The 22,546-nt window shown below is 54.7% G+C and carries 35 protein-coding genes; 1 reads left to right on the top strand and 34 read right to left on the bottom strand.

Features of this window, described 5'->3' with window-relative positions; all coding sequences use genetic code 11:
- Window position 1: 1 nt before the first annotated feature.
- The 5 genes from C7H08_RS05610 to C7H08_RS05590 form a co-directional block, all read right to left on the bottom strand.
- Entirely contained in the window at window positions 2–679 is a 678-nt protein-coding gene (locus tag C7H08_RS05610; RefSeq protein WP_106670765.1) for an MSHA biogenesis protein MshJ, read from the bottom strand.
- Entirely contained in the window at window positions 676–1,293 is a 618-nt protein-coding gene (locus tag C7H08_RS05605; protein ID WP_106670764.1) for a PilN domain-containing protein, read from the bottom strand. Before C7H08_RS05605 ends, C7H08_RS05610 begins: the two co-directional genes overlap by 4 nt.
- A complete protein-coding gene (locus C7H08_RS05600; RefSeq protein ID WP_165793937.1) occupies window positions 1,293–2,219 on the bottom strand; it encodes a type IV pilus biogenesis protein PilM in 927 nt (308 codons plus the stop codon). Before C7H08_RS05600 ends, C7H08_RS05605 begins: the two co-directional genes overlap by 1 nt.
- Before the next feature lie 239 nt (window positions 2,220–2,458).
- Window positions 2,459–3,004 (bottom strand): single-stranded DNA-binding protein, encoded by a 546-nt coding sequence (ssb, locus tag C7H08_RS05595; RefSeq protein ID WP_106670763.1) that lies wholly within the window; start codon window positions 3,002–3,004, stop codon window positions 2,459–2,461.
- A gap of 56 nt (window positions 3,005–3,060) precedes the next feature.
- Entirely contained in the window at window positions 3,061–4,431 is a 1,371-nt protein-coding gene (locus C7H08_RS05590; protein ID WP_106670889.1) for an MFS transporter, read from the bottom strand.
- Window positions 4,432–4,632: 201 nt separating this feature from the next.
- Between C7H08_RS05590 and uvrA the strand changes: the two genes are divergently transcribed.
- The gene (uvrA, locus tag C7H08_RS05585) at window positions 4,633–7,464 is read left to right on the top strand and encodes an excinuclease ABC subunit UvrA (RefSeq protein WP_106670762.1); all 2,832 of its coding nucleotides are present in this window, start codon (window positions 4,633–4,635) and stop codon (window positions 7,462–7,464) included.
- Window positions 7,465–7,539: 75 nt separating this feature from the next.
- Here the strand turns inward: uvrA and rplQ are convergent, their stop codons facing one another.
- The 29 genes from rplQ to tuf all read right to left on the bottom strand — a co-directional run.
- Window positions 7,540–7,938: a 50S ribosomal protein L17 gene (gene rplQ / locus C7H08_RS05580; RefSeq protein ID WP_106670761.1), complete on the bottom strand. Its 399-nt coding sequence runs from the start codon at window positions 7,936–7,938 to the stop codon at window positions 7,540–7,542.
- A gap of 33 nt (window positions 7,939–7,971) precedes the next feature.
- A complete protein-coding gene (locus C7H08_RS05575; protein ID WP_106670760.1) occupies window positions 7,972–8,976 on the bottom strand; it encodes a DNA-directed RNA polymerase subunit alpha in 1,005 nt (334 codons plus the stop codon).
- A gap of 35 nt (window positions 8,977–9,011) precedes the next feature.
- A complete protein-coding gene (gene rpsD, locus C7H08_RS05570) occupies window positions 9,012–9,632 on the bottom strand; it encodes a 30S ribosomal protein S4 (RefSeq protein WP_106670759.1) in 621 nt (206 codons plus the stop codon).
- An 18-nt stretch (window positions 9,633–9,650) separates the two neighbouring features.
- Entirely contained in the window at window positions 9,651–10,040 is a 390-nt protein-coding gene (gene rpsK, locus C7H08_RS05565; RefSeq protein ID WP_044387623.1) for a 30S ribosomal protein S11, read from the bottom strand.
- A gap of 13 nt (window positions 10,041–10,053) precedes the next feature.
- Window positions 10,054–10,410 carry a 30S ribosomal protein S13 gene (rpsM, locus tag C7H08_RS05560; protein WP_106670758.1) on the bottom strand — a complete coding sequence of 119 codons (357 nt, stop codon included), beginning with the start codon at window positions 10,408–10,410 and terminating at the stop codon, window positions 10,054–10,056.
- Window positions 10,411–10,551: 141 nt separating this feature from the next.
- On the bottom strand, window positions 10,552–10,665 hold the full coding sequence (gene rpmJ, locus C7H08_RS05555) for a 50S ribosomal protein L36 (protein WP_082049083.1): 114 nt from the start codon (window positions 10,663–10,665) through the stop codon (window positions 10,552–10,554).
- A gap of 35 nt (window positions 10,666–10,700) precedes the next feature.
- Window positions 10,701–12,023, bottom strand: coding sequence for a preprotein translocase subunit SecY (gene secY / locus C7H08_RS05550; protein ID WP_106670757.1), 1,323 nt, complete (start codon window positions 12,021–12,023; stop codon window positions 10,701–10,703).
- A 17-nt stretch (window positions 12,024–12,040) separates the two neighbouring features.
- Window positions 12,041–12,475: a 50S ribosomal protein L15 gene (gene rplO / locus C7H08_RS05545; RefSeq protein WP_106670756.1), complete on the bottom strand. Its 435-nt coding sequence runs from the start codon at window positions 12,473–12,475 to the stop codon at window positions 12,041–12,043.
- A gap of 1 nt (window position 12,476) precedes the next feature.
- Entirely contained in the window at window positions 12,477–12,665 is a 189-nt protein-coding gene (gene rpmD / locus C7H08_RS05540) for a 50S ribosomal protein L30 (protein ID WP_007153997.1), read from the bottom strand.
- Window positions 12,666–12,669: 4 nt separating this feature from the next.
- Window positions 12,670–13,170, bottom strand: a complete 501-nt coding sequence (rpsE, locus tag C7H08_RS05535) for a 30S ribosomal protein S5 (RefSeq protein WP_044387634.1) — start codon at window positions 13,168–13,170, stop codon at window positions 12,670–12,672.
- A gap of 12 nt (window positions 13,171–13,182) precedes the next feature.
- Window positions 13,183–13,530: a 50S ribosomal protein L18 gene (gene rplR / locus C7H08_RS05530; RefSeq protein ID WP_106670755.1), complete on the bottom strand. Its 348-nt coding sequence runs from the start codon at window positions 13,528–13,530 to the stop codon at window positions 13,183–13,185.
- Between the two features lie 9 nt (window positions 13,531–13,539).
- Complete coding sequence (gene rplF / locus C7H08_RS05525; RefSeq protein WP_044387638.1) at window positions 13,540–14,073, bottom strand: 50S ribosomal protein L6; 534 nt, start codon at window positions 14,071–14,073, stop codon at window positions 13,540–13,542.
- Between the two features lie 9 nt (window positions 14,074–14,082).
- Window positions 14,083–14,475, bottom strand: a complete 393-nt coding sequence (rpsH, locus tag C7H08_RS05520; RefSeq protein ID WP_044387641.1) for a 30S ribosomal protein S8 — start codon at window positions 14,473–14,475, stop codon at window positions 14,083–14,085.
- An 88-nt stretch (window positions 14,476–14,563) separates the two neighbouring features.
- Window positions 14,564–14,869: a 30S ribosomal protein S14 gene (rpsN, locus tag C7H08_RS05515; protein WP_106670754.1), complete on the bottom strand. Its 306-nt coding sequence runs from the start codon at window positions 14,867–14,869 to the stop codon at window positions 14,564–14,566.
- 12 nt (window positions 14,870–14,881) lie between these two features.
- On the bottom strand, window positions 14,882–15,421 hold the full coding sequence (rplE, locus tag C7H08_RS05510) for a 50S ribosomal protein L5 (protein ID WP_106670753.1): 540 nt from the start codon (window positions 15,419–15,421) through the stop codon (window positions 14,882–14,884).
- Between the two features lie 15 nt (window positions 15,422–15,436).
- Window positions 15,437–15,757, bottom strand: coding sequence for a 50S ribosomal protein L24 (gene rplX, locus C7H08_RS05505; RefSeq protein ID WP_106670752.1), 321 nt, complete (start codon window positions 15,755–15,757; stop codon window positions 15,437–15,439).
- 17 nt (window positions 15,758–15,774) lie between these two features.
- Complete coding sequence (gene rplN, locus C7H08_RS05500) at window positions 15,775–16,143, bottom strand: 50S ribosomal protein L14 (protein ID WP_007154005.1); 369 nt, start codon at window positions 16,141–16,143, stop codon at window positions 15,775–15,777.
- 18 nt (window positions 16,144–16,161) lie between these two features.
- Window positions 16,162–16,428 (bottom strand): 30S ribosomal protein S17, encoded by a 267-nt coding sequence (rpsQ, locus tag C7H08_RS05495; RefSeq protein WP_044387650.1) that lies wholly within the window; start codon window positions 16,426–16,428, stop codon window positions 16,162–16,164.
- 1 nt (window position 16,429) lies between these two features.
- Window positions 16,430–16,621, bottom strand: a complete 192-nt coding sequence (rpmC, locus tag C7H08_RS05490; RefSeq protein ID WP_044387652.1) for a 50S ribosomal protein L29 — start codon at window positions 16,619–16,621, stop codon at window positions 16,430–16,432.
- Window positions 16,621–17,034, bottom strand: coding sequence for a 50S ribosomal protein L16 (gene rplP / locus C7H08_RS05485; protein WP_044387654.1), 414 nt, complete (start codon window positions 17,032–17,034; stop codon window positions 16,621–16,623). Before rplP ends, rpmC begins: the two co-directional genes overlap by 1 nt.
- Window positions 17,035–17,046: 12 nt before the next feature.
- The gene (gene rpsC, locus C7H08_RS05480) at window positions 17,047–17,727 is read right to left on the bottom strand and encodes a 30S ribosomal protein S3 (protein ID WP_106670751.1); all 681 of its coding nucleotides are present in this window, start codon (window positions 17,725–17,727) and stop codon (window positions 17,047–17,049) included.
- An 11-nt stretch (window positions 17,728–17,738) separates the two neighbouring features.
- Window positions 17,739–18,071 (bottom strand): 50S ribosomal protein L22, encoded by a 333-nt coding sequence (gene rplV, locus C7H08_RS05475; RefSeq protein ID WP_092016112.1) that lies wholly within the window; start codon window positions 18,069–18,071, stop codon window positions 17,739–17,741.
- A gap of 16 nt (window positions 18,072–18,087) precedes the next feature.
- Window positions 18,088–18,363: a 30S ribosomal protein S19 gene (gene rpsS, locus C7H08_RS05470; RefSeq protein ID WP_106670750.1), complete on the bottom strand. Its 276-nt coding sequence runs from the start codon at window positions 18,361–18,363 to the stop codon at window positions 18,088–18,090.
- A 23-nt stretch (window positions 18,364–18,386) separates the two neighbouring features.
- Window positions 18,387–19,214 (bottom strand): 50S ribosomal protein L2, encoded by an 828-nt coding sequence (gene rplB / locus C7H08_RS05465; RefSeq protein WP_106670749.1) that lies wholly within the window; start codon window positions 19,212–19,214, stop codon window positions 18,387–18,389.
- A gap of 17 nt (window positions 19,215–19,231) precedes the next feature.
- Window positions 19,232–19,525, bottom strand: a complete 294-nt coding sequence (gene rplW, locus C7H08_RS05460) for a 50S ribosomal protein L23 (RefSeq protein WP_106670748.1) — start codon at window positions 19,523–19,525, stop codon at window positions 19,232–19,234.
- Window positions 19,522–20,127, bottom strand: coding sequence for a 50S ribosomal protein L4 (rplD, locus tag C7H08_RS05455; RefSeq protein WP_106670747.1), 606 nt, complete (start codon window positions 20,125–20,127; stop codon window positions 19,522–19,524). Before rplD ends, rplW begins: the two co-directional genes overlap by 4 nt.
- Window positions 20,128–20,138: 11 nt before the next feature.
- Window positions 20,139–20,777 carry a 50S ribosomal protein L3 gene (gene rplC / locus C7H08_RS05450; protein WP_106670746.1) on the bottom strand — a complete coding sequence of 213 codons (639 nt, stop codon included), beginning with the start codon at window positions 20,775–20,777 and terminating at the stop codon, window positions 20,139–20,141.
- Between the two features lie 76 nt (window positions 20,778–20,853).
- Window positions 20,854–21,165, bottom strand: a complete 312-nt coding sequence (rpsJ, locus tag C7H08_RS05445; protein ID WP_007350503.1) for a 30S ribosomal protein S10 — start codon at window positions 21,163–21,165, stop codon at window positions 20,854–20,856.
- A 185-nt stretch (window positions 21,166–21,350) separates the two neighbouring features.
- Window positions 21,351–22,546, bottom strand: a 1,196-nt coding sequence (gene tuf / locus C7H08_RS05440; RefSeq protein ID WP_243411419.1) for an elongation factor Tu, incomplete at its 5' end; no start/stop codon positions are given.

Raw genomic sequence — 22,546 nt, 5'->3', positions numbered from 1 at the left:
CTCATACTCCCAGCCAGGCGGCTTCAAGGCTCAGCGTTCGCACTCGGATGGTTGCTTCGCCTTTGGGCCAGGTACCAGCCTGGTATTCCAGCTGCATCCAGCCAAGGCGCTCATCCATGCCTTCCAGCCTCTGCAAGTAGGCCAGCACATCCAGATATCCACCCTGTATTTTCAATTCAACGTCGTGCGCATAAAGCAAGGGCTCCGGCGTTTCCTGCCTGGCGTCACTTTCCAGCCTGCCATCAAACACCGGCACTGGCGCAAGCAGCACCATGGATTCCAGTTCTAGCTGTTGCTGGGCCGAAAGCATCACTCGCAACAGCGCCACCATATCCCGCGGCGCAATCAACTGCCCGGCGGTTTCGGTGATTTGTTGATCCAGACGATCCAGCCGGTTCTGCCGGGCCGCCAGGCGCTGGCGCAATTCTGCGGACGGATCGCTGGCCAGCTGGCTGTTCAGGGCTTGCTGTTGGCTGAGCAAAGTATCCCGCTCTGCAGACAACACTTGCACTCGATTGTTCAGTTGCTGCTGCCGAGCTTCAACCGGGGCCACAAGCAGTTCCCAGCCGGCCACAAACACCAGCACGCAGATGGTCAACACAATCAATGCCCGTTCACGGATGGGGCGGATGTTGTACCACTGGATTCCGGTTGCCAGAGTTTCGTTCAGTTTGCTCATGAGCCTGCCCCCGTGCCCTGTTCCGTTGCCACCCGAAACTCGACCCAGTGCCGCGACGCTTCCTCGTCCGGGCGCGCCAGCCGGAAAGCACCGAAGGTTTCACCGATAAAGGCCGGCTCATCCCCCAGTCGTTCCAGGTAGTGCGGCACCAGGTCCGCAGCGCGAGCCCTGCCTTCCAGACTCATGGTGGCGGGCACCGACTGCAACCGCAGCGAGGTCAGCCAAAGATCATCAGGAATTTGCCTGGCCAGTGCCGACATCCGCCCCGAAAAGCCGTTGTGATTGTTAGCGGTCAGCCCCCCAACCCGGTCCAGTAACCGCTGCCGGCGAGCGATGGTGTCAGTTAGCCGCTCCAGTGCCGTGTCCAGTTCCGGGTCCGGCAGGCGGGCCTGCACCTGAGCCGCCATACTGGCCACCGCCTGCTCCAGGCTCTGATTCTGCTGTTGCAGCCGATCTACCTGCTGGTCCAGCTTCTGGTTATGCCAATGGCCGTAAACCATCACGCCCACCAACGCGACAGCCACCAGAGCCACCAACGCCAGTGCTGCGCCGGTATTAAGGCGTAACTTCTGCGGCCGGAGTTCTGCGGTATAGAGATTAACCTGCTGCGTCATCAAGCCAGGCTCTCCTGAGTAAGCGCCGCACTCCAGGCCGGCAGACAACGGCTGTCGAGGTCTGCGTTCAGACCAAACTCGGTCCAGTCAGGCACATCTAACCCGGCAGCCATATAGGAAGACAACATGGAGTTGAGTGGCAACACAGAATCCCGCGCCACCAGGCGGATGGTTGACGGCGGCACCTGACCAAGCTGACTTTCAAAGTAATCCATAGAGCGCTGAATCTCCAACGCCAGAGACTGCACGGCATTTTCCTGGTTTGAGGCATCGCCCAGATCGTCGTAGGACAGCTCCAGCCGCCTAGACAGATACAGGGTGCCCCCCTGGCAAATCACCATCTGCCCGTAACGATCGCGCAAATGTACCAGCGCCACGCCGCGATTGACGGTATCCAGGCGCGCCGCCAGATTTCTCAGTGCCAGTTCCGCGATGTCGATTTTTTTCAGCTCAAGGCCGGATGCCGACACCAGATCAATCAATTCCTGCACCAGCGACTTGCGAGCCGCCACCACGTTCACCAAGGGCCCGCGACCACGGGAGGCATCTTTCGGAAACATAAACACATCGGATACTGCATCAGACGGGCTGAAATCGAGGAAATCCTTGAGCTTCCACTTCAGGGCATCGGCCAACTCGCTGTCTTCTACCCCCTCGGGGCGCTCAACCTGGAACACCTGATACTGATCTATCGGCAACACCAGAATGGCCGGGGCCCCAGCCCAGTTCTGGTCAGCAACCAGCTGGCCTAGAGCTTCCTGTCGCCGGGCGGGCAAGCAGTCTATAAATCCCATAGTCTGCTCTGCGGTACCGGCGGACTTTGCCCAGGAAATACCATCGGGGCGCACCTCAAGGCATACCGGATGCCCGGCGGATCCGCGCCCGATCAGTTTTTTAAAGGTGGTAACGACAGAATGCAGGATCATGAATTCCTTGGCGTTTTCCGGGCTAATTTGTTCAGCCGAACAGTCAACTGAAGAGCGAAAGGTGTTCAGATTATCAGCAAATTGAGCACGGCTTTATATGGTAGTTGAGAAAGTGAACGTAACTCTACGTTGTTTTGCGTGATTTCACGGAGATTTTGCAAGTCTGTAACAAAAAAGCCTGCAGAGATCGCAGGCTTTCAGCACACCGAGTACTTTACGCTATCAGTCTAAGGTACATCCTAGAACGGAATGTCATCATCAAAGTCGTCAATCGGCTCCGGCATGCCACCGCCCTGCGACTGATTCTGCGGGTTGTAGCCGCCGGACTGATCCGATTGGCCGCCCTGGTTATGGGCGGGCACGTTTTGCTGACCCTGGGGCTGGGCTTGCTGCTGGGGCCGGCCCTGGGGTGCGCCCTGGTTCATACCGCCTTCGCCACCGCGGCTGTCCAGCATCTGCATCTGACCGTTGATGTCGACCACAATCTCCGTGGTGTAGACGTCCTGTCCTTCTTTATTCTGCCATTTGCGGGTTTGCAAGCGACCTTCGATATACACCTTGGAGCCTTTGCGCAGATACTGACCGGCCACTTCAGCGACCTTGCCAAACAGCACAATCCGGTGCCATTCCGTTCTTGGCACCATCTGCCCGGTCTGGCGATCCTTATAACTTTCATCGGTAGCCAGGTTGAGATTCACAACCGCATTGCCGTTCGGGGTATAGCGGGTATCCGGATCCTGGCCCAGATTACCGATGAGAATTACCTTGTTTATGCCTCGTGCCATCTTCCGCTCCTGATCGTTTTCGCTCAACGCGTGCCGTCCTTGCCCGCATCCTGTGTTTAAGACCCATTACCCTGCCGCACAAATTCAAAGTGCGCAAGCTGATCTTCGTGAAAATGCTGCTTGTCGACTTTCAGGTAAGCGGTGCTGGCCTCTTCTACAATCACCACATCCTGAACGCCCGGTAAATGGCGCAGGCTTTGATCAATTTCATCAAAGCCGTGGGACACCACTTCCTTTAAACGCACTACAACACTGGTCGTGTAGCTCGGTACCGGCATGGTCAACGCCACCAGCAACCAAAAGGCCAGGTTGCCAGCCATTAACCAGAGCACGCCTTCGACGCCTACCCACTGCAGCAAATAGCCGCCAAGAGCACCGCCCAGAAATGCGCCAAAAAACTGCGACGTAGAGTACACACCCATGGCAGTGCCTTTGCTGGCTGCTGGCGCCTCTTTGCTGATCAGTGACGGCAAGCTTGCCTCCAGCAGATTGAACGCCATAAAGAAAAAGAACAACACCACCCAGGCCGCCCAAAGACTTTGTCCGATCCCGGTCAGCCCGGCGGTGGCCAGTGTGAGCAAGGCAATGGCACCGCACAGCACCGGCTTCATCTTTCGCTTTTTCTCGCCGAATATGATGAAGGGTACCATGGCAAAAAATGACGTCACCATAACCGTGAGGTAGAACCACCAATGGGAGCTGCCAGCCAGGCCAAGTTCGTCCTGCAGCATGGTGGGAAACACCAGAAACAGCGCGGTCAACGCAAAATGCAAGGCGAAAATCCCGAAGTCCAGGCGCAACAACCGGCCGTCGTTCAGTACTCGCGCCACCATTTCACGGGTTGGGTGGGTATCCGCACTGACCTTATGGGTATGGGGCGTGGGCACCACCTTGGCCACAATAAACAGTGCCACAACCGCCAGAGCAGCGGTTACGTAGAATATGCCCGAAAGCCCCCACACCGAGCCCAGCAGAGGACCCGCCACCAACGACACCGAAAAAGACAAGCCGATGGTGATGCCAACCAGGGCCATAGCCTTGGTGCGCTCTTCCTCCCGGGTGAGATCGCTGAGCAGGGCCATCAGCACACTGGCAATGGCGCCAGCACCCTGAAGAATCCGGCCGGCGATTACAACGTATATAGAATCCGTAGCGGCCGCGAGCAGGCTCCCCGCGGCAAATAACACCAGGCCGATGTAGATCATGCGCTTTCGGCCAACCCGATCGGATAACAGACCAAACGGAATCTGCAGCAGCGCCTGACTCAAGCCATAGGCACCGATCGCAAACCCGATCAACGCGGGCGTTGCGCCCTGCAGGTCACTACCAAGCAGAACAAAAACCGGCATCACCATGAACAAGCCCAGCATACGCATGGCGTATACCGAGGCCAGAGCCGTTACAGAGCGTTTTTCAAGCGCGTTCATGCTTTCCCGTGCCGGATTGAGGAAATAGGAGTAGGCGGTCGCTGACCGCAGGCGGCGCATTGTACCAGATGCACCCAGACTGCGGGACTACCCACGCCCGGATACTCCCGGGCGACACCCGGTTTTCCCAAGTCGACCAACAGCGGCTTCGCCGGGGGCAGCCGAACACGATATACTGGTGGTTTTACCAAGCGAGGTGTTATGGACCATATCCAGATCAAAGGCGCACGCACGCACAACCTGAAGAACATCGACCTGGATATTCCAAGAGACAAGCTTATTGTCATTACTGGTCTTTCTGGTTCAGGCAAGTCATCCCTTGCCTTCGACACGCTTTATGCTGAAGGTCAGCGCCGTTACGTGGAATCTCTGTCTACCTATGCCCGGCAGTTCTTGTCGATGATGGAAAAGCCCGACGTCGATCACATTGAAGGCTTGTCGCCCGCCATATCCATCGAACAGAAATCAACGTCTCACAACCCCCGCTCCACCGTCGGCACCATTACCGAGATCTACGATTATCTGCGCCTGCTGTTTGCTCGCGCCGGCGAACCCCGCTGCCCTGAACATGGCCAGCCCCTGGAAGCCCAGACCGTCAGCCAGATGGTAGACCTTGTGCTGGCAATGCCCGAGGACAGCAAGCTGATGATCCTGGCGCCGATTATCCGGGATCGAAAAGGCGAACACCTACAGGTGATTGATACCATGCGCAGCCAGGGCTTTATCAGGCTGCGGGTTGACGGCACGGTTTACGACATTGATGACGTGCCGGAACTGGACAAGAAGCGCAAACACCAGATTGATGTGGTGGTCGACCGCTTCAAGGTCAAACCCGGCCTCGAGCAGCGCCTCGCTGAAAGCTTTGAAACCGCCCTTGAACTGGCCGACGGCATTGCACTGGTGGCCCCGATGTCCGGCCCGGGCGAGCAGCACACATTTTCTGCCCGCTACGCCTGCACCCAGTGCGGATACGCACTCAGCGAACTCGAACCCAAGTTGTTCTCGTTCAACAACCCCGCCGGTGCCTGCCCAACCTGTGATGGACTGGGCGTGAAGCAGTTTTTCGACCCCGAAAAAATGATCCAGAACCCGGAGGCGACCCTGGCCTCCGGCGCTATCAAGGGCTGGGATCGACGAGCGGTCTACTATTTCCAGATGCTGTCCAGTGTCGCAGAGCACTACGGCATCGACCTTGAAATCCCCTGGGAGGAGTTACCGGAGGAATTTCAGACGGTGCTGCTCAACGGCTCCGGCGGCGAAGACATTCCGTTCCGCTACGTCAATTCCCGCGGCCAGATCATGGAGAGGGCACACCCGTTCGAAGGCATCCTGCCCAACCTGGAACGACGCTATCGTGAAACCGACTCCCAGAGCATGCGCGAAGAGCTGGCCCGCAACCTGAGCACCCAGCCCTGCAAAGACTGCGGCGGTTCAAGGCTACGCCAGAGTGCACGCAACGTTTTCATTGAAGAGCGCAATATATCAAACATCACCCACTTGCCCGTGGGTGATGCCCATCGTTACTTCAGCGAACTGGCTCTGCCTGGCCGCAAGGGCGAGATTGCTGAAAAAATCCTGAAAGAAGTGCGCCAACGCTTGCAATTTCTGGTCAACGTCGGCCTCGAATACCTCACCCTGGAGCGCAGTGCCGACACTCTCTCTGGCGGTGAAGCCCAGCGCATTCGCCTGGCCAGCCAGATCGGCGCGGGCCTGGTGGGCGTTATGTACATCCTGGATGAGCCTTCAATTGGTCTGCACCAGCGTGACAATGACCGCCTACTGACCACCCTCACCCACCTCAGGGACCTGGGCAATACCGTAATCGTGGTCGAACACGACGAAGACGCCATCCGTGCGGCCGATTACGTAATCGATATCGGCCCCGGTGCAGGCGTGCACGGCGGCCACGTGGTTGCAAAGGGTACCCCGGCAGACATCATTGCCAACAAAAACTCGCTCACCGGCCAATACTTGTGCGGCGAAAAAGAAATCGCAATACCGGCCACCCGTAACAAGGGCAACGGTCAAACACTGGTGCTGTCTGGCGCCACCGGCAACAACCTACGGGACGTAACTCTCACCCTGCCGCTCGGCGTAATGACTTGCGTGACCGGCGTATCGGGCTCTGGCAAATCGACGCTAATCAACAGCACCCTGTATCCGGTCGCGGCAGCCAAACTGAACAAGGCCACCACGCTCAGCCATGCGCCCTACCAGAACCTCCAGGGTCTGGATCAGCTCGACAAAGTCATCGACATCGACCAGAGCCCGATCGGCCGCACGCCACGCTCCAATCCGGCCACCTACACCGGCCTGTTCACTCCCATTCGCGAACTGTTTTCTGGCACCCAGGAAGCCCGCTCACGAGGCTATAAGCCTGGGCGCTTTTCATTCAACGTCAAGGGCGGCCGATGCGAAGCTTGTCAGGGCGACGGCGTAATCAAAGTAGAAATGCATTTCCTTCCCGACGTCTACGTGCCCTGCGACATCTGTAAAGGGAAGCGCTACAACCGCGAAACACTGGAGGTTCGCTTCAAAGGCAAGAACATCCACGAAGTGCTCGACATGACGGTCGAAGAGGGTCGCGTGTTCTTTGACGCTGTACCCTTCCTGGCAAGAAAACTACAGACCCTCATCGATGTAGGCTTGTCCTACATCCGCCTGGGCCAAAGTGCGGTCACCTTGTCCGGCGGTGAAGCCCAACGGGTGAAGCTTGCCAAGGAACTGTCGAAGCGGGATACCGGAAAGACCTTGTACATCCTAGACGAGCCCACAACCGGCCTGCATTTCTACGACATTCAGCAGCTGCTGAACGTTCTTCAGAGGCTACGAGACCACGGCAACACTATTGTGGTCATCGAGCACAATCTCGACATTATCAAAACTGCGGATTGGATCATCGACCTGGGCCCGGAAGGCGGTTCCGGCGGAGGGCAGATCATCGCAGAGGGCACGCCGGAAGCAGTAGCCGAAATCGCTGCATCGCACACCGGCCATTACCTGAAGCCATTGCTGGAAAGACAGGGCAAATAGAAAGCACAAAATTTTGACATAAAAAAACCGGGAGCCTTTCGGAACCCGGTTTTTTTATGGATGACCCAGAAGATACTACTCTTCGTTGTCGTCCATTTCTTCTGCTTCGATGTCCAACGGACGACCGACCAGTTCAACAAATGCCATAGGAGCATTGTCACCAGCGCGGAAACCACATTTCAGGACCCGAAGGTATCCACCCGGACGCTCGCTGTAGCGGGGACCAATCTCATTAAAGAGCTTGGCAACCACAGCATCGTTACGCAGGCGTGAGAACGCCAGACGACGATTTGCAACCGAATCATTCTTTGCGAGCGTGATCAACGGCTCTGCTACCCGACGCAGTTCTTTCGCTTTCGGGAGCGTCGTTTTGATCAGCTCGTGCTCAACCAGTGACGCAGTCATGTTACGGAACATGGCCTTGCGATGCGCACTGGTCCTGTTGAACTTACGACCACTCTTACGATGACGCATTGCTCTGATTCCTTACCTTAAACTAATCGGCGATTAACCGCCCAGAACCCGGTCATCACCACGAAGGCTTGCCGGCGGCCAGTTATCAAGACGCATTCCCAGAGACAAACCACGGGACGCCAGAACGTCCTTGATCTCAGTAAGCGACTTTTTGCCAAGGTTAGGCGTCTTCAGCAGCTCCACTTCCGTGCGCTGAATAAGATCGCCGATATAGTAAATATTTTCTGCCTTCAAGCAGTTAGCTGAACGCACAGTCAATTCAAGATCATCAACCGGACGTAGCAGAATCGGATCGATTTCTTCCTCTTCTTCAACACGCTCGGGTTCTTTCTCATGATCAAAATCAACGAACACGGCCAGTTGCTGCTGGAGAATGGTCGCGGCCCGGCGGATTGCTTCTTCCGGATCGATAGTGCCATTAGTCTCCAGATCAATAACCAGCTTGTCCAGATCTGTACGCTGTTCAACCCGCGCGCTTTCGACGGCATAAGCCACTCTGCGAACCGGGCTAAACGTAGCATCAAGCTGCAGACGTCCGATGGCACGAGTTTCGTCCTCATCCAGACCGCGCTGATCCGCCGGCTCATAGCCGCGACCACGCGCAATACGCAGACGCATGTTCACTTCGCCATTTTCGCTCAGGTGACAGATAACGTGGTCAGGGTTGGCAATTTCCACATCGTGGTCCAGCTTGATATCGCCGGCAGTCACCACACCCGGACCTTTCTTGCTGAGGGTTAGCTCAGCATCGTCACGGCTGTTCATCTTCACGGCGACGCCCTTGAGATTCAAAAGAATCTCAATCACGTCTTCCTGGACACCTTCAATGGCGCTGTACTCGTGCAGGACACCGTCAATCTGTGCTTCAGTAACGGCGCAGCCCGGCATCGAAGACAAAAGAATCCGCCGCAGCGCGCTACCCAGGGTGTGTCCGAAACCGCGCTCAAGCGGCTCCAGCGTCACCTTGGCGCGCGTGGCACCAGCTTCCTTCACGTCAATGGTACGAGGTGTCAATAACTCATGTACTGAACGCTGCATAGACGCCCCTATCTACTATCGTTGCTAACTGGGCTTTACTTAGAGTAAAGCTCGACGATGAGGTTCTCGTTGATGTCGGCAGGCAGTTCAATACGCTCAGGTACTGACTTGTAAACGCCGGCCATCTTGTTGGCGTCAACCTCTACCCAGCTTACCGGTGCGCGACCACCAGCCAGATCCAGAGCACCTTTTACGCGCAACTGGTTCTTGGCTTTTTCACGCACGCTCACAACGTCACCCGGCTTGACCTGGTAAGACGGAATATTCACCGGCTTATCGTTAACCAGGATTGCCTTGTGAGACACGAGCTGACGGGACTCTGCACGGGTTGAACCAAAACCCATGCGGTAAACAACGTTATCCAGACGACCTTCCAGAAGTTGCAGCAGGTTCTCACCGGTTGCACCCTTCAGACGGGCAGCCTCTTTGTAGTAGCTACGGAACTGCTTCTCCAGTACACCGTAGATACGACGAACTTTCTGTTTTTCACGAAGCTGTACGCCGTACTCGGACAGACGACCGCGACGCGCGCCATGCATACCTGGCGGAGTCTCGATGTTGCACTTTGTATCGAGCGCGCGAACGCCGCTCTTCAGAAAAAGATCTGTCCCTTCACGACGAGACAGCTTGCACTTCGGGCCTATATAACGAGCCATATTTCACTGTCTCCTGTGTTAGACGCGGCGCTTCTTGGGCGGACGACAGCCGTTATGGGGAATCGGCGTTACATCAGTGATGTTAGTGATCTTGTAGCCGCACGAATTAAGCGCGCGAACTGCAGATTCACGTCCGGGCCCAGGACCCTTAACCTCTACGTCCAGGTTTTTAAGGCCGTATTCAGCAGCCGCATTACCGGCTCTTTCAGCTGCTACCTGCGCAGCAAAAGGTGTACTCTTACGTGAGCCGCGGAAACCAGAACCACCAGAGGTGGCCCAGGACAGGACGTTGCCCTGACGGTCCGAAATGGTCACGATGGTGTTATTGAAGGACGCGTGAATGTGCGCGACGCCATCAACAACCGTCTTTTTCACCTTTTTACGGGTACGTGTACCTGGCTTTGCCATGTTTGCCTACCTGTTACTTACGAATAGGTTTGCGTGGACCTTTACGGGTGCGGGCGTTGGTCTTGGTGCGCTGGCCACGGACGGGTAGTCCATGACGGTGGCGCAGACCACGGAAGCAACCGAGATCCTTCAAACGCTTGATGTTCATCTGTACTTCACGACGCAAATCGCCTTCGACGGTAAACTTGCCCACTTCAGAACGAAGGGATTCAAGCTGCTCGTCGCTAAGGTCTTTGACCTTGACGTCCGGCTTAACGCCGGTTGCATCGCAAAGCTTCTGGGCTGTTGTCTTGCCAACACCAAAAATGTAGGTGAGCGAGATAACAGCATGTTTGTGATCGGGTATATTGACACCGGCTATACGTGCCATCCAAATTACTCCGCGTTCAAAGCTTTGCTGTGTGAATTTTCCGCTACAAAACGGGCGCGAAATAATAGCGCCTGACCTGCAAGCAAGTCAAGCGCTACTATTCCGTACCCCTTTTGCAGAATCAGTACTTTTCCCGAAGGATCAGCCCTGACGCTGCTTGTGGCGAGGTTCCGTGCAGATGACTCTTACTGCGCCATTGCGACGAATTACTTTGCAGTTACGGCAAATTTTCTTTACCGAAGCGCGTACTTTCATTGTCGACTCCAGTTTTCAAGGGGAACAACTGTATATCAGCCGTTCCGTCCATAGCCCTTGAGATTGGACTTCTTCATCAGCGATTCATACTGATGTGACATCAGGTGCGACTGAACCTGGGCCATGAAATCCATCACCACGACTACAACAATCAGCAGTGACGTACCACCAAGATAGAAAGGTACATTACCTGCAACCATCAGAAACTGAGGGAACAGGGACACCGCTGCAATATACATAGCCCCGAACAACGTCAGACGGGTCAGTACACCATCGATGTACTTGGCAGTCTGCTCTCCTGGGCGTATGCCCGGGATAAACGCGCCGGAACGCTTGAGGTTATCCGCCACTTCCTTAGGGTTGTACATCAGGGCTGTATAGAAGAAGCAGAAGAAAACAACTGCTGCGGCAAACAGAATAATATACAACGGTTGGCTCGGAGCCAATGCCTGGGAGATGTCACTCAACCACTCCATTCCTTCACCCTGACCGAACCACTGCCCCAATGACGCCGGGAACAACAGAATCGACGACGCGAAGATCGGCGGAATAACACCAGCCATATTTACCTTAAGCGGTAAGTGGCTGGATTGTTGAGCAAACACCTGACGCCCTTGCTGACGCTTGGCGTAATTGATGGTCAAACGACGCTGACCGCGCTCCATGAACACCACAAAGCCAACCACGGCAATTGCCAGAACACCTATACCGAGCACTACCAACAGACTCATCTCTCCGTTACGAGCCTGCTCCAGAGTCTGGCCAATGGCGCCAGGCAAACCGGCCACGATACCTGCAAAAATCAGCAGGGATATGCCGTTACCGACACCACGCTCGGTGATCTGTTCACCAAGCCACATCATAAAGACGGCACCACAAACGAATGACACAACCGCCACAAAATGGAAGCTGAAACTGTCGTTAAAGGTGACGCCCTGAGAGGCCAACCCCACAGAAATACCAAAGCCCTGAACCAGGGCCAGGACGACCGTACCATACCGCGTGTACTGGCTTATCTTGCGACGACCAGCCTCACCTTCCTTCTTCAGCTGCTCAAGATGCGGATTAACCGCCGTCATGAGCTGCATGATAATAGAAGCTGAGATGTACGGCATGATACCGAGTGCGAAGATACTCATGCGCTCAAGCGCACCACCGGAAAACATGTTAAACAGACTCAGGATAGTTCCCTGGTTCTGATCAAACAGTGCCGCCAAACGGTCCGGGTTGATGCCGGGCACGGGAATGTGGGCACCGATACGGTACACCAGCAACGCCAGAAACACGAACCAGAGCCGCGAACGCAGCTCTGCAAATCCCTTTCCGGCGCCCGCAGGCATTGATGCTGTCTTGGCCATTTAGTCCTCGACTCGTCTTAGTCTTCGACTTTCCCACCCGCGGCAATGATTGCCTCGCGTGCGCCTTTGGTGACACGTAGCCCTTTAACGGTTACTGCGCGGTCCAGTTCGCCGGACAGCATAACCTTGGCCTCGCGAATTTCTTCACGAATAATGTCAGCCTTTTTCAGTGCAGCCAGATCAACTACATCACCGTCTACCTTCGCCAGTTCGTTCAGGCGAATCTCGGCAACGTAACGCTGCTGGCGGGAAGTAAAACCAAACTTCGGCAGACGACGGGCCAACGGCTGCTGACCACCCTCGAAACCGGGAGCAACAGAGCCACCGGAACGAGCTTTCAGACCTTTGTGACCACGACCGCCAGTTTTACCGAGACCGCTACCGATACCACGACCTACGCGCCTTGCGGCAGGACGTGAACCAGGTTCCGGAGCAAGTTCGTTCAGACGCATCTTAGTTCTCCTCAACCTGTACCAGGTAATTAACCCGGTTGATCATGCCACGAATGGAGGGTGTATCTTCCACTTCAACGGTATGACCGATTTTACGAAGACCCAAACCCTTCACACATAATTTGTGCTTAGGCTGGCAGCCGATCGGGCTGCGGGTCAGAGTTACTTTGATCGTTTTTGCGTTCGCCATGACTTCAACCCAGAATATCGTCGACGGATTTGCCGCGCTTGGCTGCAATATCTTCAGGCGCTTTCATTGCCTGCAGACCCTTGATGGTAGAACGTACCACGTTTACCGGGTTGGTAGATCCGTAGCACTTAGACAGCACGTTGTGCACGCCGGCCACTTCCAGCACCGCACGCATTGCGCCACCAGCGATGATGCCGGTACCGTCAGATGCAGGCTGCATGTAAACCTTGGAACCGCCATGCTGCGCCCTGACCGCGTACTGGAGAGTCGTACCATCCAGAGCCACGTCTACCATGTTTTTGCGAGCTGCTTCCATCGCCTTCTGGATGGCCACCGGAACTTCCCGGGCCTTACCACGGCCGAAACCAACACGTCCTTTGCCATCACCCACTACAGTCAGTGCGGTGAAAGCAAAAATACGGCCGCCTTTGACTACTTTGGCGACGCGATTAACCTGAACCAGCTTTTCCTGGAGCTCAGGCGCTTTCTGATCGTTAACGCTCATCTTCTCCACCTCTTAGAATTGCAAGCCAGCTTCACGAGCCGCGTCGGCCAGAGCCTGTACACGACCGTGATAACGGTAACCTGAGCGGTCAAAAGCGACCTTCTCAATACCTGCTGCTTTAGCGCGCTCAGCAATCAGCTGACCCACTTTCTTAGCAGCATCCACGTTACCGGTTGCACCCTGGCGCAATTCCTTATCCAACGTGGAAGCAGTTGCCAGCACTTTGCTGCCATCTGCAGACGTGACCTGAGCATACATGTGACGCGGCGTGCGGTGAACACACAGACGGTCGGTACCCAGCTCACGGATCTTCATGCGCACTTTGCGTGCGCGACGCAATCTTTCGTTATTCGCGCTCATAGTCCCGCCTTATTTCTTCTTGGCTTCTTTGCGTCTTACCTGCTCATCCGCATAACGAACACCCTTGCCCTTATAAGGCTCGGGCGGACGGAACGCGCGGATTTCAGCAGCGACCTGGCCAACCTGTTGCTTGTCGATACCGCGAATCACAACTTCCGTATTGGACGGAGTTTCAGCGGTAACACCCTCGGGCAACTCATATTCAACCGGGTGAGAAAAACCCAGTGTCAAATTGAGCTTCTTACCTTGCGCCTGCGCACGATAACCTACGCCCGTCAGCTGAAGCTTGCGCTCCCAGCCTGTGGTTACGCCGGAAACCATGTTGTTAATCAGCGCACGAGTAGTACCAGCAAGAGCACGGGACTGTTTTGCACCATCACGGGCTGCAAAGCGAAGAGTTCCCTCTTCCTGCTTTACTTCAACCGCTTGGTGAATGGTGAATTGAAGCGCTCCCTTGGAGCCCTTCACATTAATTTCCTGTCCGTTCAGCTTAACCTCAACACCGGAAGGCAGCACGACAGGATTATTGGCAACCCTGGACATGTGATTCTCCTAGAATACGGTGCAGATGACTTCGCCACCCACGCCTGCAGCACGTGCGGCACGGTCTGTCATAACGCCCTTGGACGTTGAGACAATCGCGACTCCCAGACCACCGGAAACTTTCGGCAGCTCCCCAGCGCCTTTGTACTGGCGCAGACTCGGACGACTAACCCGTTTGATCTGTTCAATAACCGGCTTTCCACCAAAATATTTCAAGGTGATGGTCAACTCTGGCTTCGCGTCAGCTGAAACAGAAAAATCTGCTACGTAACCTTCATCCTTCAGGACTTGGGCTACGGAGATCTTCATCTTTGAAGATGGCATGGCCACATCGGCCTTCTGTGCCATCTGTGCGTTACGGATACGGGTAAACATATCCGCAAGCGTATCTTGCATACTCATTCGTATGAGGCTCCTGATCTTTTTAGTTGTGCAGCGGCGCGCCGCACCGCTTACCAACAGGCCCCTGACCGAAGTCAGGTGACCTATCTTACCAGCTAGCTTTGGTCAGGCCAGGTACGTCACCGCGCATGCCGTATTCACGGAGTTTAATCCGTGAAAGCTCGAACTTGCGTAGAACGCCATGTGGACGACCAGTTATCTGGCAACGATTCCGAAGACGTGACGGACTTGCATCGCGAGGAAGCTGTTGAAGCTTCATCTGTGCATTCCAACGGTCTTCTTCGCTGGTATTCGTGTTTTTGATAATCGCCTTGAGCTCAGCGCGCTTAGCTGCAAATTTTGCCACAGTCTTTTCGCGTTTGAGCTCACGGTTTTTCATGGAAACCTTCGCCATGTCACTCGTTCCTTATTTCTTGAACGGAAAGCCAAAGGCTTTCAGCAGTTCGCGACCTTCGTCGTCGGTAGCTGCAGTGGTGGTGATAGTGATATCCAGCCCGCGGATCTTGTCGACTTTGTCGTACTCGATCTCAGGGAAGATGATCTGCTCACGCACACCCATACTGTAGTTACCGCGACCGTCGAAGGATTTCGGATTGAGGCCACGGAAGTCACGAATACGGGGAACCGCAATGTGAACCAGGCGATCAAAGAAATCCCACATGCGCTCACCGCGCAGGGTCACTTTACAACCAATTGGCCAACCTTCACGGATTTTAAAGCCCGCTACCGATTTTTTAGCCTTGGTGACAACTACTTTTTGTCCTGCCAGGCGCTCAAGATCCGCCACAGCATTTTCAATCAGCTTTTTGTCACCAACTGCCTCACCAACACCCATGTTCAGGGTGATTTTCTCGATACGCGGTACCTGCATCACGTTCTTGTAGCCGAACTCTTGCTGCAGGGCGGGTACCACTTCCTTCGAATACTGCTCTTTCATGTTAAGCATCGTAACCACCACCGCTTACTGGTTATCGACAGCTTCGTTCGTGGACTTGAAGATCCGCGACTTGGTGCCGTCATCCTTAATCAGGATGCCAACACGATCGGCTTTGCCGGTCTGCGGATTAAAAATAGCCACGTTGGAAGCCTGGATAGGCGCTTCTTTTTCGACGATGCCACCTGGGGTGCCCAGCATCGGGTTCGGCTTCGTGTGTTTCTTCATCATATTGATGCCAGAAACAATCATTCGGCCGTCATCCTGAACTTTCAGGACTTTACCACGTTTACCTTTGTCTTTCCCCGTAGTGACGATTACTTCGTCATCTCGTTTGATCTTTTTCATAACCGGCCTCTGGTCCTTTAAAGTACTTCGGGTGCCAGTGAGATAATCTTCATGAACTTTTCATTTCGCAGCTCACGGGTAACCGGTCCGAAGATACGGGTACCAATGGGCGCGTCCTGATTGTTCAGAAGTACCGCCGCGTTACCGTCAAAACGGATCAACGACCCGTCCGGACGACGCACACCCTTACGGGTACGTACTACAACAGCCTTTAGGACCTGGCCTTTCTTCACCTTACCGCGGGGGATGGCTTCCTTAACGGTCACCTTGATAATGTCCCCAACGCTCGCGTAACGCCGGTGAGATCCGCCCAGGACCTTGATGCACATAACTTGCCGTGCACCACTGTTATCCGCGACTTCAAGCATTGTTTGAGTCTGAATCATGGTTGTTCTCCGGGCGAATTACACCTTGGACGCGCGTTCGGTGACTTCCACCAGGGCCCAGCTTTTGGTCTTAGAGACCGGGCGGGTTTCCTGAATGGTTACGATGTCGCCGATGTTGCACTGATTGCTTTCATCGTGCGCATGGATCTTGGTGGAGCGCTTCATGTACTTACCGTACAGAGGGTGTTTCACCTGACGCTCTACCAGGACCACGATGGACTTATCCATCTTGTTGCTCACGACCTTGCCGCTCAGAGTTCTGGCAGTTTGGGTAGCTTCGGTCATGTCACTGTCCTGCCTTTTCATTCATTACCGTTTTAACGCGCGCAATGTCACGTTTCACCTTGCCGAGGAGGTGAGACTGATTCAGCTGACCTGTCGCCTTACGCATGCGCAGGTTGAACTGCTCCTTCAGGAGGTCGATCAGCTCTTTGTTCAGCTCCTCGACTGACTTGTCACGCAGCTCTGTTGCTTTCATCACATCACCGTCCTCGTTACAAAGGTGGTCTGTACCGGCAGTTTGGCCGCTGCCAGAGTGAAGGCTTCGCGAGCAATTTCCTCGGACACACCTTCCATCTCATAAAGCATGCGGCCTGGCTGGATTTCAGCCACCCAATACTCGACAGAACCTTTACCTTTACCCATTCGTACTTCAAGCGGCTTACCGGTGATCGGCTTATCCGGGAAAACCCGAATCCAGATCTTACCACCCCGCTTGATACGACGTGTCATGGTACGACGCGCTGCCTCTATCTGGCGCGCAGTTATACGCCCCCGGCTAGTCGCTTTCAATCCGTATTCACCGAAGCTCACCTTGTTAGCGCGGTGAGCAAGACCGGTGTTACGGCCTTTCATTACCTTGCGAAATTTGGTGCGTTTTGGTTGCAGCATAAGAGTGCCCCTTTACTTGCCTTTCTTTCCAGAGGCTTTCTTGTCAGCACGGACCTGTTCCATACCACCAAGAATCTCACCTTTGAAGATCCATACCTTGACGCCGATTACGCCGTAAGTGGTATGCGCTTCGTAGGTTGCGTAATCAATATCTGCACGCAGTGTGTGCAGAGGTACACGACCTTCGCGATACCACTCGGAACGTGCGATTTCAGCACCCCCAAGACGACCGCCAACCTGAATCTTGATACCCTTGGCACCTTGGCGCATAGCATTCTGTACCGCACGCTTCATAGCGCGACGGAACATCACACGACGCTCCAGCTGACCGGCAACGTTTTGCGCTACCAGGCGGGCATCCAGGTCCGGCTTGCGGACTTCTTCGATGTTGATGTGCACAGGCACACCCATCATGTCGCTGACTTCGCGACGCAGACGATCAACATCTTCACCCTTTTTACCGATAACAATACCGGGACGGGCGGTATGGATCGTGATCCGGGCGTTCTGAGCAGGGCGCTCGATCACGATCTTGCTGACAGACGCCTTAATCAGACGCTTGTCCAGGAATTCGCGGACCTGAATGTCATTCAACAGGTTTTTCGCGTAGTCCTTTTTGTCGGCGTACCACACTGAGTTGTGCTCTTTGATCACACCCAGGCGCATGCCGGTTGGATTTACTTTATGACCCATCTGAGCATCTCCTACTTGTCGGCGACCTTGACGGTGATATGACAGGTGCGCTTCATAATACGGTCAGCGCGCCCCTTGGCTCGAGCTTTGATTCGCTTGAGCGTTGGGCCCTCATCCACCATAACGGTGGAAACCCGCAGATCATCTACGTCCAGACCTTCGTTGTGCTCAGCGTTAGCGATGGCGGATTCAAGAGCTTTCTTGATCACGACCGCCGCCTTCTTCGGGCTGAAAGTCAGAATGTTCAGGGCGTCCTCAACTGCCTTGCCGCGTACTTGGTCGGCGACAAGACGTGCTTTCTGAGCTGAGAGGCGAGCGCCCTTATACTTGGCTGCTACTTCCATTTCTATTACCTCACAATCAGCGTTTAGCTTTCTTGTCGGCCGCATGACCACGATAAGTACGCGTTGCCGCGAACTCACCCAGCTTATGACCGACCATATCTTCGGTGACATAAACCGGCACGTGCTGCTTGCCGTTGTGGACTGCAATGGTCAGACCTACCATCTCAGGAAAGATTGTTGACCGGCGGGACCAGGTTTTAATGGGCCGCTTGTCATTTCCTTCGATAGCTGCCTCGACCTTCTTCAACAGATGCAGGTCTATAAAAGGACCTTTCTTTAAAGAACGTGGCACAGCAATTACCTCTATGTAGTCGTTTACTTGGCCGAACGACGACGTACTATCATCTTGTCAGTACGTTTGTTCTTACGAGTCTTATGCCCTTTGGTCGGAACACCCCACGGAGTAACCGGGTGACGCCCGCCAGAGGTACGCCCTTCACCACCACCATGCGGGTGGTCAACTGGGTTCATAGCAACACCACGTACTGTTGGACGTTTACCGCGCCAACGTGATGCACCCGCTTTACCAAGCTGCTTAAGACTGTGTTCGCTATTGGACACTTCACCCAACGTTGCGCGACAGTCAACAAGCACCTTACGCATTTCACCTGAACGCAGGCGGATAGTGGCATACGCCCCTTCCCGAGCTACCAGCTGTACGGATGCGCCCGCGGAGCGAGCCAGCTGGGCACCTTTGCCAGGCTTGAGTTCGACGCAGTGGATCACAGAACCGACCGGAATATTCCGAAGCGGAAGAGTGGAGCCCACCTTAATCGGCGCGTCGACGCCGGAGCGCACTGGATCACCAGCTGTCATACCCTTGGGAGCGATAATGTAGCGGCGCTCGCCATCGGCGTATTTCACCAGCGCAATGTGCGCAGAGCGGTTAGGATCATATTCCAGGCGCTCAATGATCGCCGGGATACCATCTTTGGTCCGCTTGAAATCGATAACACGGTAGTGCTGCTTGTGACCACCACCAATGTGACGAGTAGTAATGCGGCCGGCGTTGTTACGGCCACCAGACTTACTCTTTACTTCTACCAACGGCTCGTAAGGGCGCCCTTTGTGCAAATCCGGGTTGTAAAGCTTTACAACGTGACGGCGTCCGGCAGATGTTGGTTTGGTCTTGACGATCGGCATATTACGACCCCTTTACCTTATTCCACATCCAGAAAATCGATGTCCTGACCTTCTGCCAGCTTAACGTAAGCCTTGCGAATGTCATTACGTTTGCCGAACCCGCGCACGGTACGCTTGAGCTTACCCTTACGGTTCGAAACCTGAACACCTTCGACGGTGACGTTGAACAGCTGCTCAACGGCTTTCTTGATCTCCGGCTTGGTGGCATCGGGCGCTACACGGAATACCACCTGGCCACTCTCAGCTGCGAGAGACGTTTTCTCTGATACGTGCGGCCCCAGCAGGACCTTATAAATACGTTCCTGATTCATCCCAGCATCTCCTCGATCTTCTTCAGAGCGGGAACCGTCACCACGACGTTCTCGTAGGCAACCAGGCTGTATGGATCCAGACCAGCAACGTCGCGAACATCCACGTGCGGGATATTGCGAGAAGCAAGGTGCAGATTCTGCTCAACGCTGTCAGACAGAATCAATGCATTGGAAAGACCCAGATCCTTCAGCTTTGCAGTAAACGCCTTGGTTTTCGGGCTGTCGACATTGATATCGTCAACTACCACCAATCGCTCCTGACGAACCAGCTCGGAAAGAATGGAGCACATGGCCGCACGGTACATCTTGCGGTTTACTTTCTGTTCGAAATCGCGCGGCTTAGCGGCAAACGTTACGCCACCTGAACGCCAGATAGGGCTGCGAATGGTGCCCGCTCGAGCGCGGCCAGTACCCTTCTGACGCCATGGCTTCTTACCACCACCACTGACTTCAGAACGTGTTTTCTGTGCCTTGGTGCCCTGACGGCCAGCCGCCATATAGGCAGTCACCACCTGGTGGACCAGAGCTTCATTAAAATCTTTGGCAAATGCAGCATCGGAAACAGAAATCCCCTTGCCGCTACCAGTAATTGTCAATTCCATCGCACCGCTCCTCAGGCTTTGACTGCAGGCTTGATGACAACATCGCCGCCAGTTGCGCCGGGTACGGCACCACTCACCAGCAGCAGGTTGCGCTCGGCATCGACACGGACAATCTTGAGATTCTGCACAGTTACCTGAGCATTACCCATCTGACCGGCCATCTTTTTGCCCTTGAACACCTTACCCGGAGTCTGGTTCTGACCAATAGAACCCGGAGCACGATGAGACAGGGAGTTACCGTGAGTCGCGTCTTGCATGGAGAAGTTCCAACGCTTAACACCACCCTGGAATCCCTTACCTTTGGACTGACCAGTGGCATCAACAATCTGACCGTCTTCAAATACAGACACTGTCAGTTCGCCACCAGCGGCCAACTCATCGCCTTCGCCATCAGAAAGACGGAATTCCCAAATGCCACGACCAGCTTCGACACCAGCTTTCGCATAGTGACCAGCAGCAGCCTTGCTCACTCGGGAGGCACGACGAGAACCCACAGTTACCTGTACAGCACGGTAGCCATCGTTTTCGAGAGTTTTAAGTTGGGTAATGCGGTTGGGATCAACCTCAATTACCGTTACGGGCAGCGCCTGCCCATCTTCCGTAAAAATACGGGTCATACCGGCCTTACGACCGACAACACCAATTGCCATGTTTCACCTCTTAAGTGTACGGGGCTCGCACCCTCTATGGCCTTATGACAGTTACACAGACTAATACCGGGCGGTATCAGCCGAGGCTAATCTGAACGTCCACACCTGCTGCCAGGTCCAACTTCATCAGAGCATCCACTGTCTTTTCCGTTGGCTCAACAATGTCGAGCAAACGCTTGTGGGTACGAATTTCATACTGATCGCGCGCGTCTTTGTTGACGTGCGGAGAGACCAGGATGGTGAACTTTTCTTTGCGCGTCGGCAAAGGAATAGGTCCACGAACCTGAGCGCCGGTCCGCTTAGCGGTGTCGACAATCTCCTGCGTGGACTGGTCGATCAGGCGATAATCAAACGCCTTCAACCGAATCCGAATCTTTTGGCTTTGCATGATGCACCAAACTCCACTCGTAGCGACTAATAGTTAGCCGACCTTCAAAAAAAGGAGCCGCATTGTATGCATAATACTCAACCCTGTCAACATCAATGACATTGCCAGGGTTGAGTAGACTTTGCGACCAAAACACAAAAAGGGGCTGAACGCATCAGCCCCTTTTTGCTGACCAACCGAGCAAATTACTCGATGATCTTGGCGACCACGCCGGCACCAACGGTACGGCCACCTTCGCGAATCGCGAAGCGCAGACCATCTTCCATGGCGATCGGGTTGATCAGGGTAACCGTCATTTTGACGTTGTCACCCGGCATAACCATTTCCACACCTTCCGGCAGTTCGCAAGAACCGGTTACGTCGGTGGTACGGAAGTAAAACTGTGGACGATAGCCCTTGAAGAACGGCGTATGACGACCACCTTCTTCTTTGGACAGCACGTACACTTCACACTCAAACTTGGTGTGCGGCTTAATGGTGCCCGGCTTACACAACACCTGACCACGCTCAACGTCGTCACGCTTGGTACCACGCAGCAGAACACCCACGTTCTCACCGGCACGACCTTCGTCCAGCAGCTTGCGGAACATCTCAACGCCGGTACAAACGGTCTTCACGGTATCTTTGATACCGACGATTTCCACTTCCTCACCAACTTTGACAAGACCACGCTCTACACGACCAGTCACAACCGTACCGCGACCAGAGATAGAGAACACGTCTTCGATCGGCATCAGGAACGGCTGATCAATGGCACGCTCAGGCTCAGGGATATAGTCGTCCAGGGCTTCTACCAGCTTCTTGACAGCGGTAGTACCCATTTCGTTATCGTCTTTGCCTTCCAGCGCCATCAGCGCAGAGCCGATGATGATCGGAGTGTCGTCGCCCGGGAAGTCGTACATATCCAGCAGCTCACGAACTTCCATCTCAACCAGCTCAAGCAGCTCTTCATCATCGACCATGTCCGCTTTGTTCAGGAACACAACGATGAAAGGAACACCTACCTGACGAGACAGCAGGATGTGCTCGCGAGTCTGCGGCATGGGGCCGTCAGCTGCGGAACAAACCAGAATAGCGCCGTCCATTTGAGCCGCACCAGTGATCATGTTTTTCACATAATCGGCGTGGCCCGGGCAGTCTACATGGGCGTAGTGACGAGTCGGTGAATCGTACTCAACGTGGGAGGTCGCAATGGTGATACCACGCGCACGCTCTTCCGGTGCGTTATCGATCTGGTCGAACGCACGCAGCTCACCCGTACCCCATACTTCGTGACACACACGGGTCAGAGCAGCGGTCAGAGTGGTCTTACCATGGTCAACGTGACCAATGGTACCCACGTTCAAGTGCGGCTTTTTACGTTCAAATTTTGCTTTAGACA

Origin of the sequence: Marinobacter halophilus, from assembly GCF_003007685.1 — a bacterium.
In the GTDB taxonomy this organism is placed as follows: Bacteria; Pseudomonadota; Gammaproteobacteria; order Pseudomonadales; family Oleiphilaceae; genus Marinobacter; species Marinobacter halophilus.
This window is presented reverse-complemented; position numbering and strand designations above follow the sequence as displayed.

Excerpts from the sequence above, each read along its gene's own strand:
- C7H08_RS05610 (WP_106670765.1), bottom strand. The coding sequence starts at position 679 with ATGAGCAAACTGAACGAAACTCTGGCAACCGGAATCCAGTGGTACAAC.
- C7H08_RS05605 (WP_106670764.1), bottom strand. The coding sequence starts at position 1,293 with ATGACGCAGCAGGTTAATCTCTATACCGCAGAACTCCGGCCGCAGAAG.
- C7H08_RS05600 (WP_165793937.1), bottom strand. The coding sequence starts at position 2,219 with ATGATCCTGCATTCTGTCGTTACCACCTTTAAAAAACTGATCGGGCGC.
- ssb (WP_106670763.1), bottom strand. The coding sequence starts at position 3,004 with ATGGCACGAGGCATAAACAAGGTAATTCTCATCGGTAATCTGGGCCAG.
- C7H08_RS05590 (WP_106670889.1), bottom strand. The coding sequence starts at position 4,431 with ATGAACGCGCTTGAAAAACGCTCTGTAACGGCTCTGGCCTCGGTATAC.
- uvrA (WP_106670762.1), top strand. The coding sequence starts at position 4,633 with ATGGACCATATCCAGATCAAAGGCGCACGCACGCACAACCTGAAGAAC.
- rplQ (WP_106670761.1), bottom strand. The coding sequence starts at position 7,938 with ATGCGTCATCGTAAGAGTGGTCGTAAGTTCAACAGGACCAGTGCGCAT.
- C7H08_RS05575 (WP_106670760.1), bottom strand. The coding sequence starts at position 8,976 with ATGCAGCGTTCAGTACATGAGTTATTGACACCTCGTACCATTGACGTG.
- rpsD (WP_106670759.1), bottom strand. The coding sequence starts at position 9,632 with ATGGCTCGTTATATAGGCCCGAAGTGCAAGCTGTCTCGTCGTGAAGGG.
- rpsK (WP_044387623.1), bottom strand. The coding sequence starts at position 10,040 with ATGGCAAAGCCAGGTACACGTACCCGTAAAAAGGTGAAAAAGACGGTT.
- rpsM (WP_106670758.1), bottom strand. The coding sequence starts at position 10,410 with ATGGCACGTATAGCCGGTGTCAATATACCCGATCACAAACATGCTGTT.
- rpmJ (WP_082049083.1), bottom strand. The coding sequence starts at position 10,665 with ATGAAAGTACGCGCTTCGGTAAAGAAAATTTGCCGTAACTGCAAAGTA.
- secY (WP_106670757.1), bottom strand. The coding sequence starts at position 12,023 with ATGGCCAAGACAGCATCAATGCCTGCGGGCGCCGGAAAGGGATTTGCA.
- rplO (WP_106670756.1), bottom strand. The coding sequence starts at position 12,475 with ATGCGTCTGAACGAACTTGCTCCGGAACCTGGTTCACGTCCTGCCGCA.
- rpmD (WP_007153997.1), bottom strand. The coding sequence starts at position 12,665 with ATGGCGAACGCAAAAACGATCAAAGTAACTCTGACCCGCAGCCCGATC.
- rpsE (WP_044387634.1), bottom strand. The coding sequence starts at position 13,170 with ATGAGCGTTAACGATCAGAAAGCGCCTGAGCTCCAGGAAAAGCTGGTT.
- rplR (WP_106670755.1), bottom strand. The coding sequence starts at position 13,530 with ATGAGCGCGAATAACGAAAGATTGCGTCGCGCACGCAAAGTGCGCATG.
- rplF (WP_044387638.1), bottom strand. The coding sequence starts at position 14,073 with ATGTCCAGGGTTGCCAATAATCCTGTCGTGCTGCCTTCCGGTGTTGAG.
- rpsH (WP_044387641.1), bottom strand. The coding sequence starts at position 14,475 with ATGAGTATGCAAGATACGCTTGCGGATATGTTTACCCGTATCCGTAAC.
- rpsN (WP_106670754.1), bottom strand. The coding sequence starts at position 14,869 with ATGGCGAAGGTTTCCATGAAAAACCGTGAGCTCAAACGCGAAAAGACT.
- rplE (WP_106670753.1), bottom strand. The coding sequence starts at position 15,421 with ATGCTTAACATGAAAGAGCAGTATTCGAAGGAAGTGGTACCCGCCCTG.
- rplX (WP_106670752.1), bottom strand. The coding sequence starts at position 15,757 with ATGAAAAAGATCAAACGAGATGACGAAGTAATCGTCACTACGGGGAAA.
- rplN (WP_007154005.1), bottom strand. The coding sequence starts at position 16,143 with ATGATTCAGACTCAAACAATGCTTGAAGTCGCGGATAACAGTGGTGCA.
- rpsQ (WP_044387650.1), bottom strand. The coding sequence starts at position 16,428 with ATGACCGAAGCTACCCAAACTGCCAGAACTCTGAGCGGCAAGGTCGTG.
- rpmC (WP_044387652.1), bottom strand. The coding sequence starts at position 16,621 with ATGAAAGCAACAGAGCTGCGTGACAAGTCAGTCGAGGAGCTGAACAAA.
- rplP (WP_044387654.1), bottom strand. The coding sequence starts at position 17,034 with ATGCTGCAACCAAAACGCACCAAATTTCGCAAGGTAATGAAAGGCCGT.
- rpsC (WP_106670751.1), bottom strand. The coding sequence starts at position 17,727 with ATGGGTCATAAAGTAAATCCAACCGGCATGCGCCTGGGTGTGATCAAA.
- rplV (WP_092016112.1), bottom strand. The coding sequence starts at position 18,071 with ATGGAAGTAGCAGCCAAGTATAAGGGCGCTCGCCTCTCAGCTCAGAAA.
- rplB (WP_106670749.1), bottom strand. The coding sequence starts at position 19,214 with ATGCCGATCGTCAAGACCAAACCAACATCTGCCGGACGCCGTCACGTT.
- rplW (WP_106670748.1), bottom strand. The coding sequence starts at position 19,525 with ATGAATCAGGAACGTATTTATAAGGTCCTGCTGGGGCCGCACGTATCA.
- rplD (WP_106670747.1), bottom strand. The coding sequence starts at position 20,127 with ATGGAATTGACAATTACTGGTAGCGGCAAGGGGATTTCTGTTTCCGAT.
- rplC (WP_106670746.1), bottom strand. The coding sequence starts at position 20,777 with ATGGCAATTGGTGTTGTCGGTCGTAAGGCCGGTATGACCCGTATTTTT.
- rpsJ (WP_007350503.1), bottom strand. The coding sequence starts at position 21,165 with ATGCAAAGCCAAAAGATTCGGATTCGGTTGAAGGCGTTTGATTATCGC.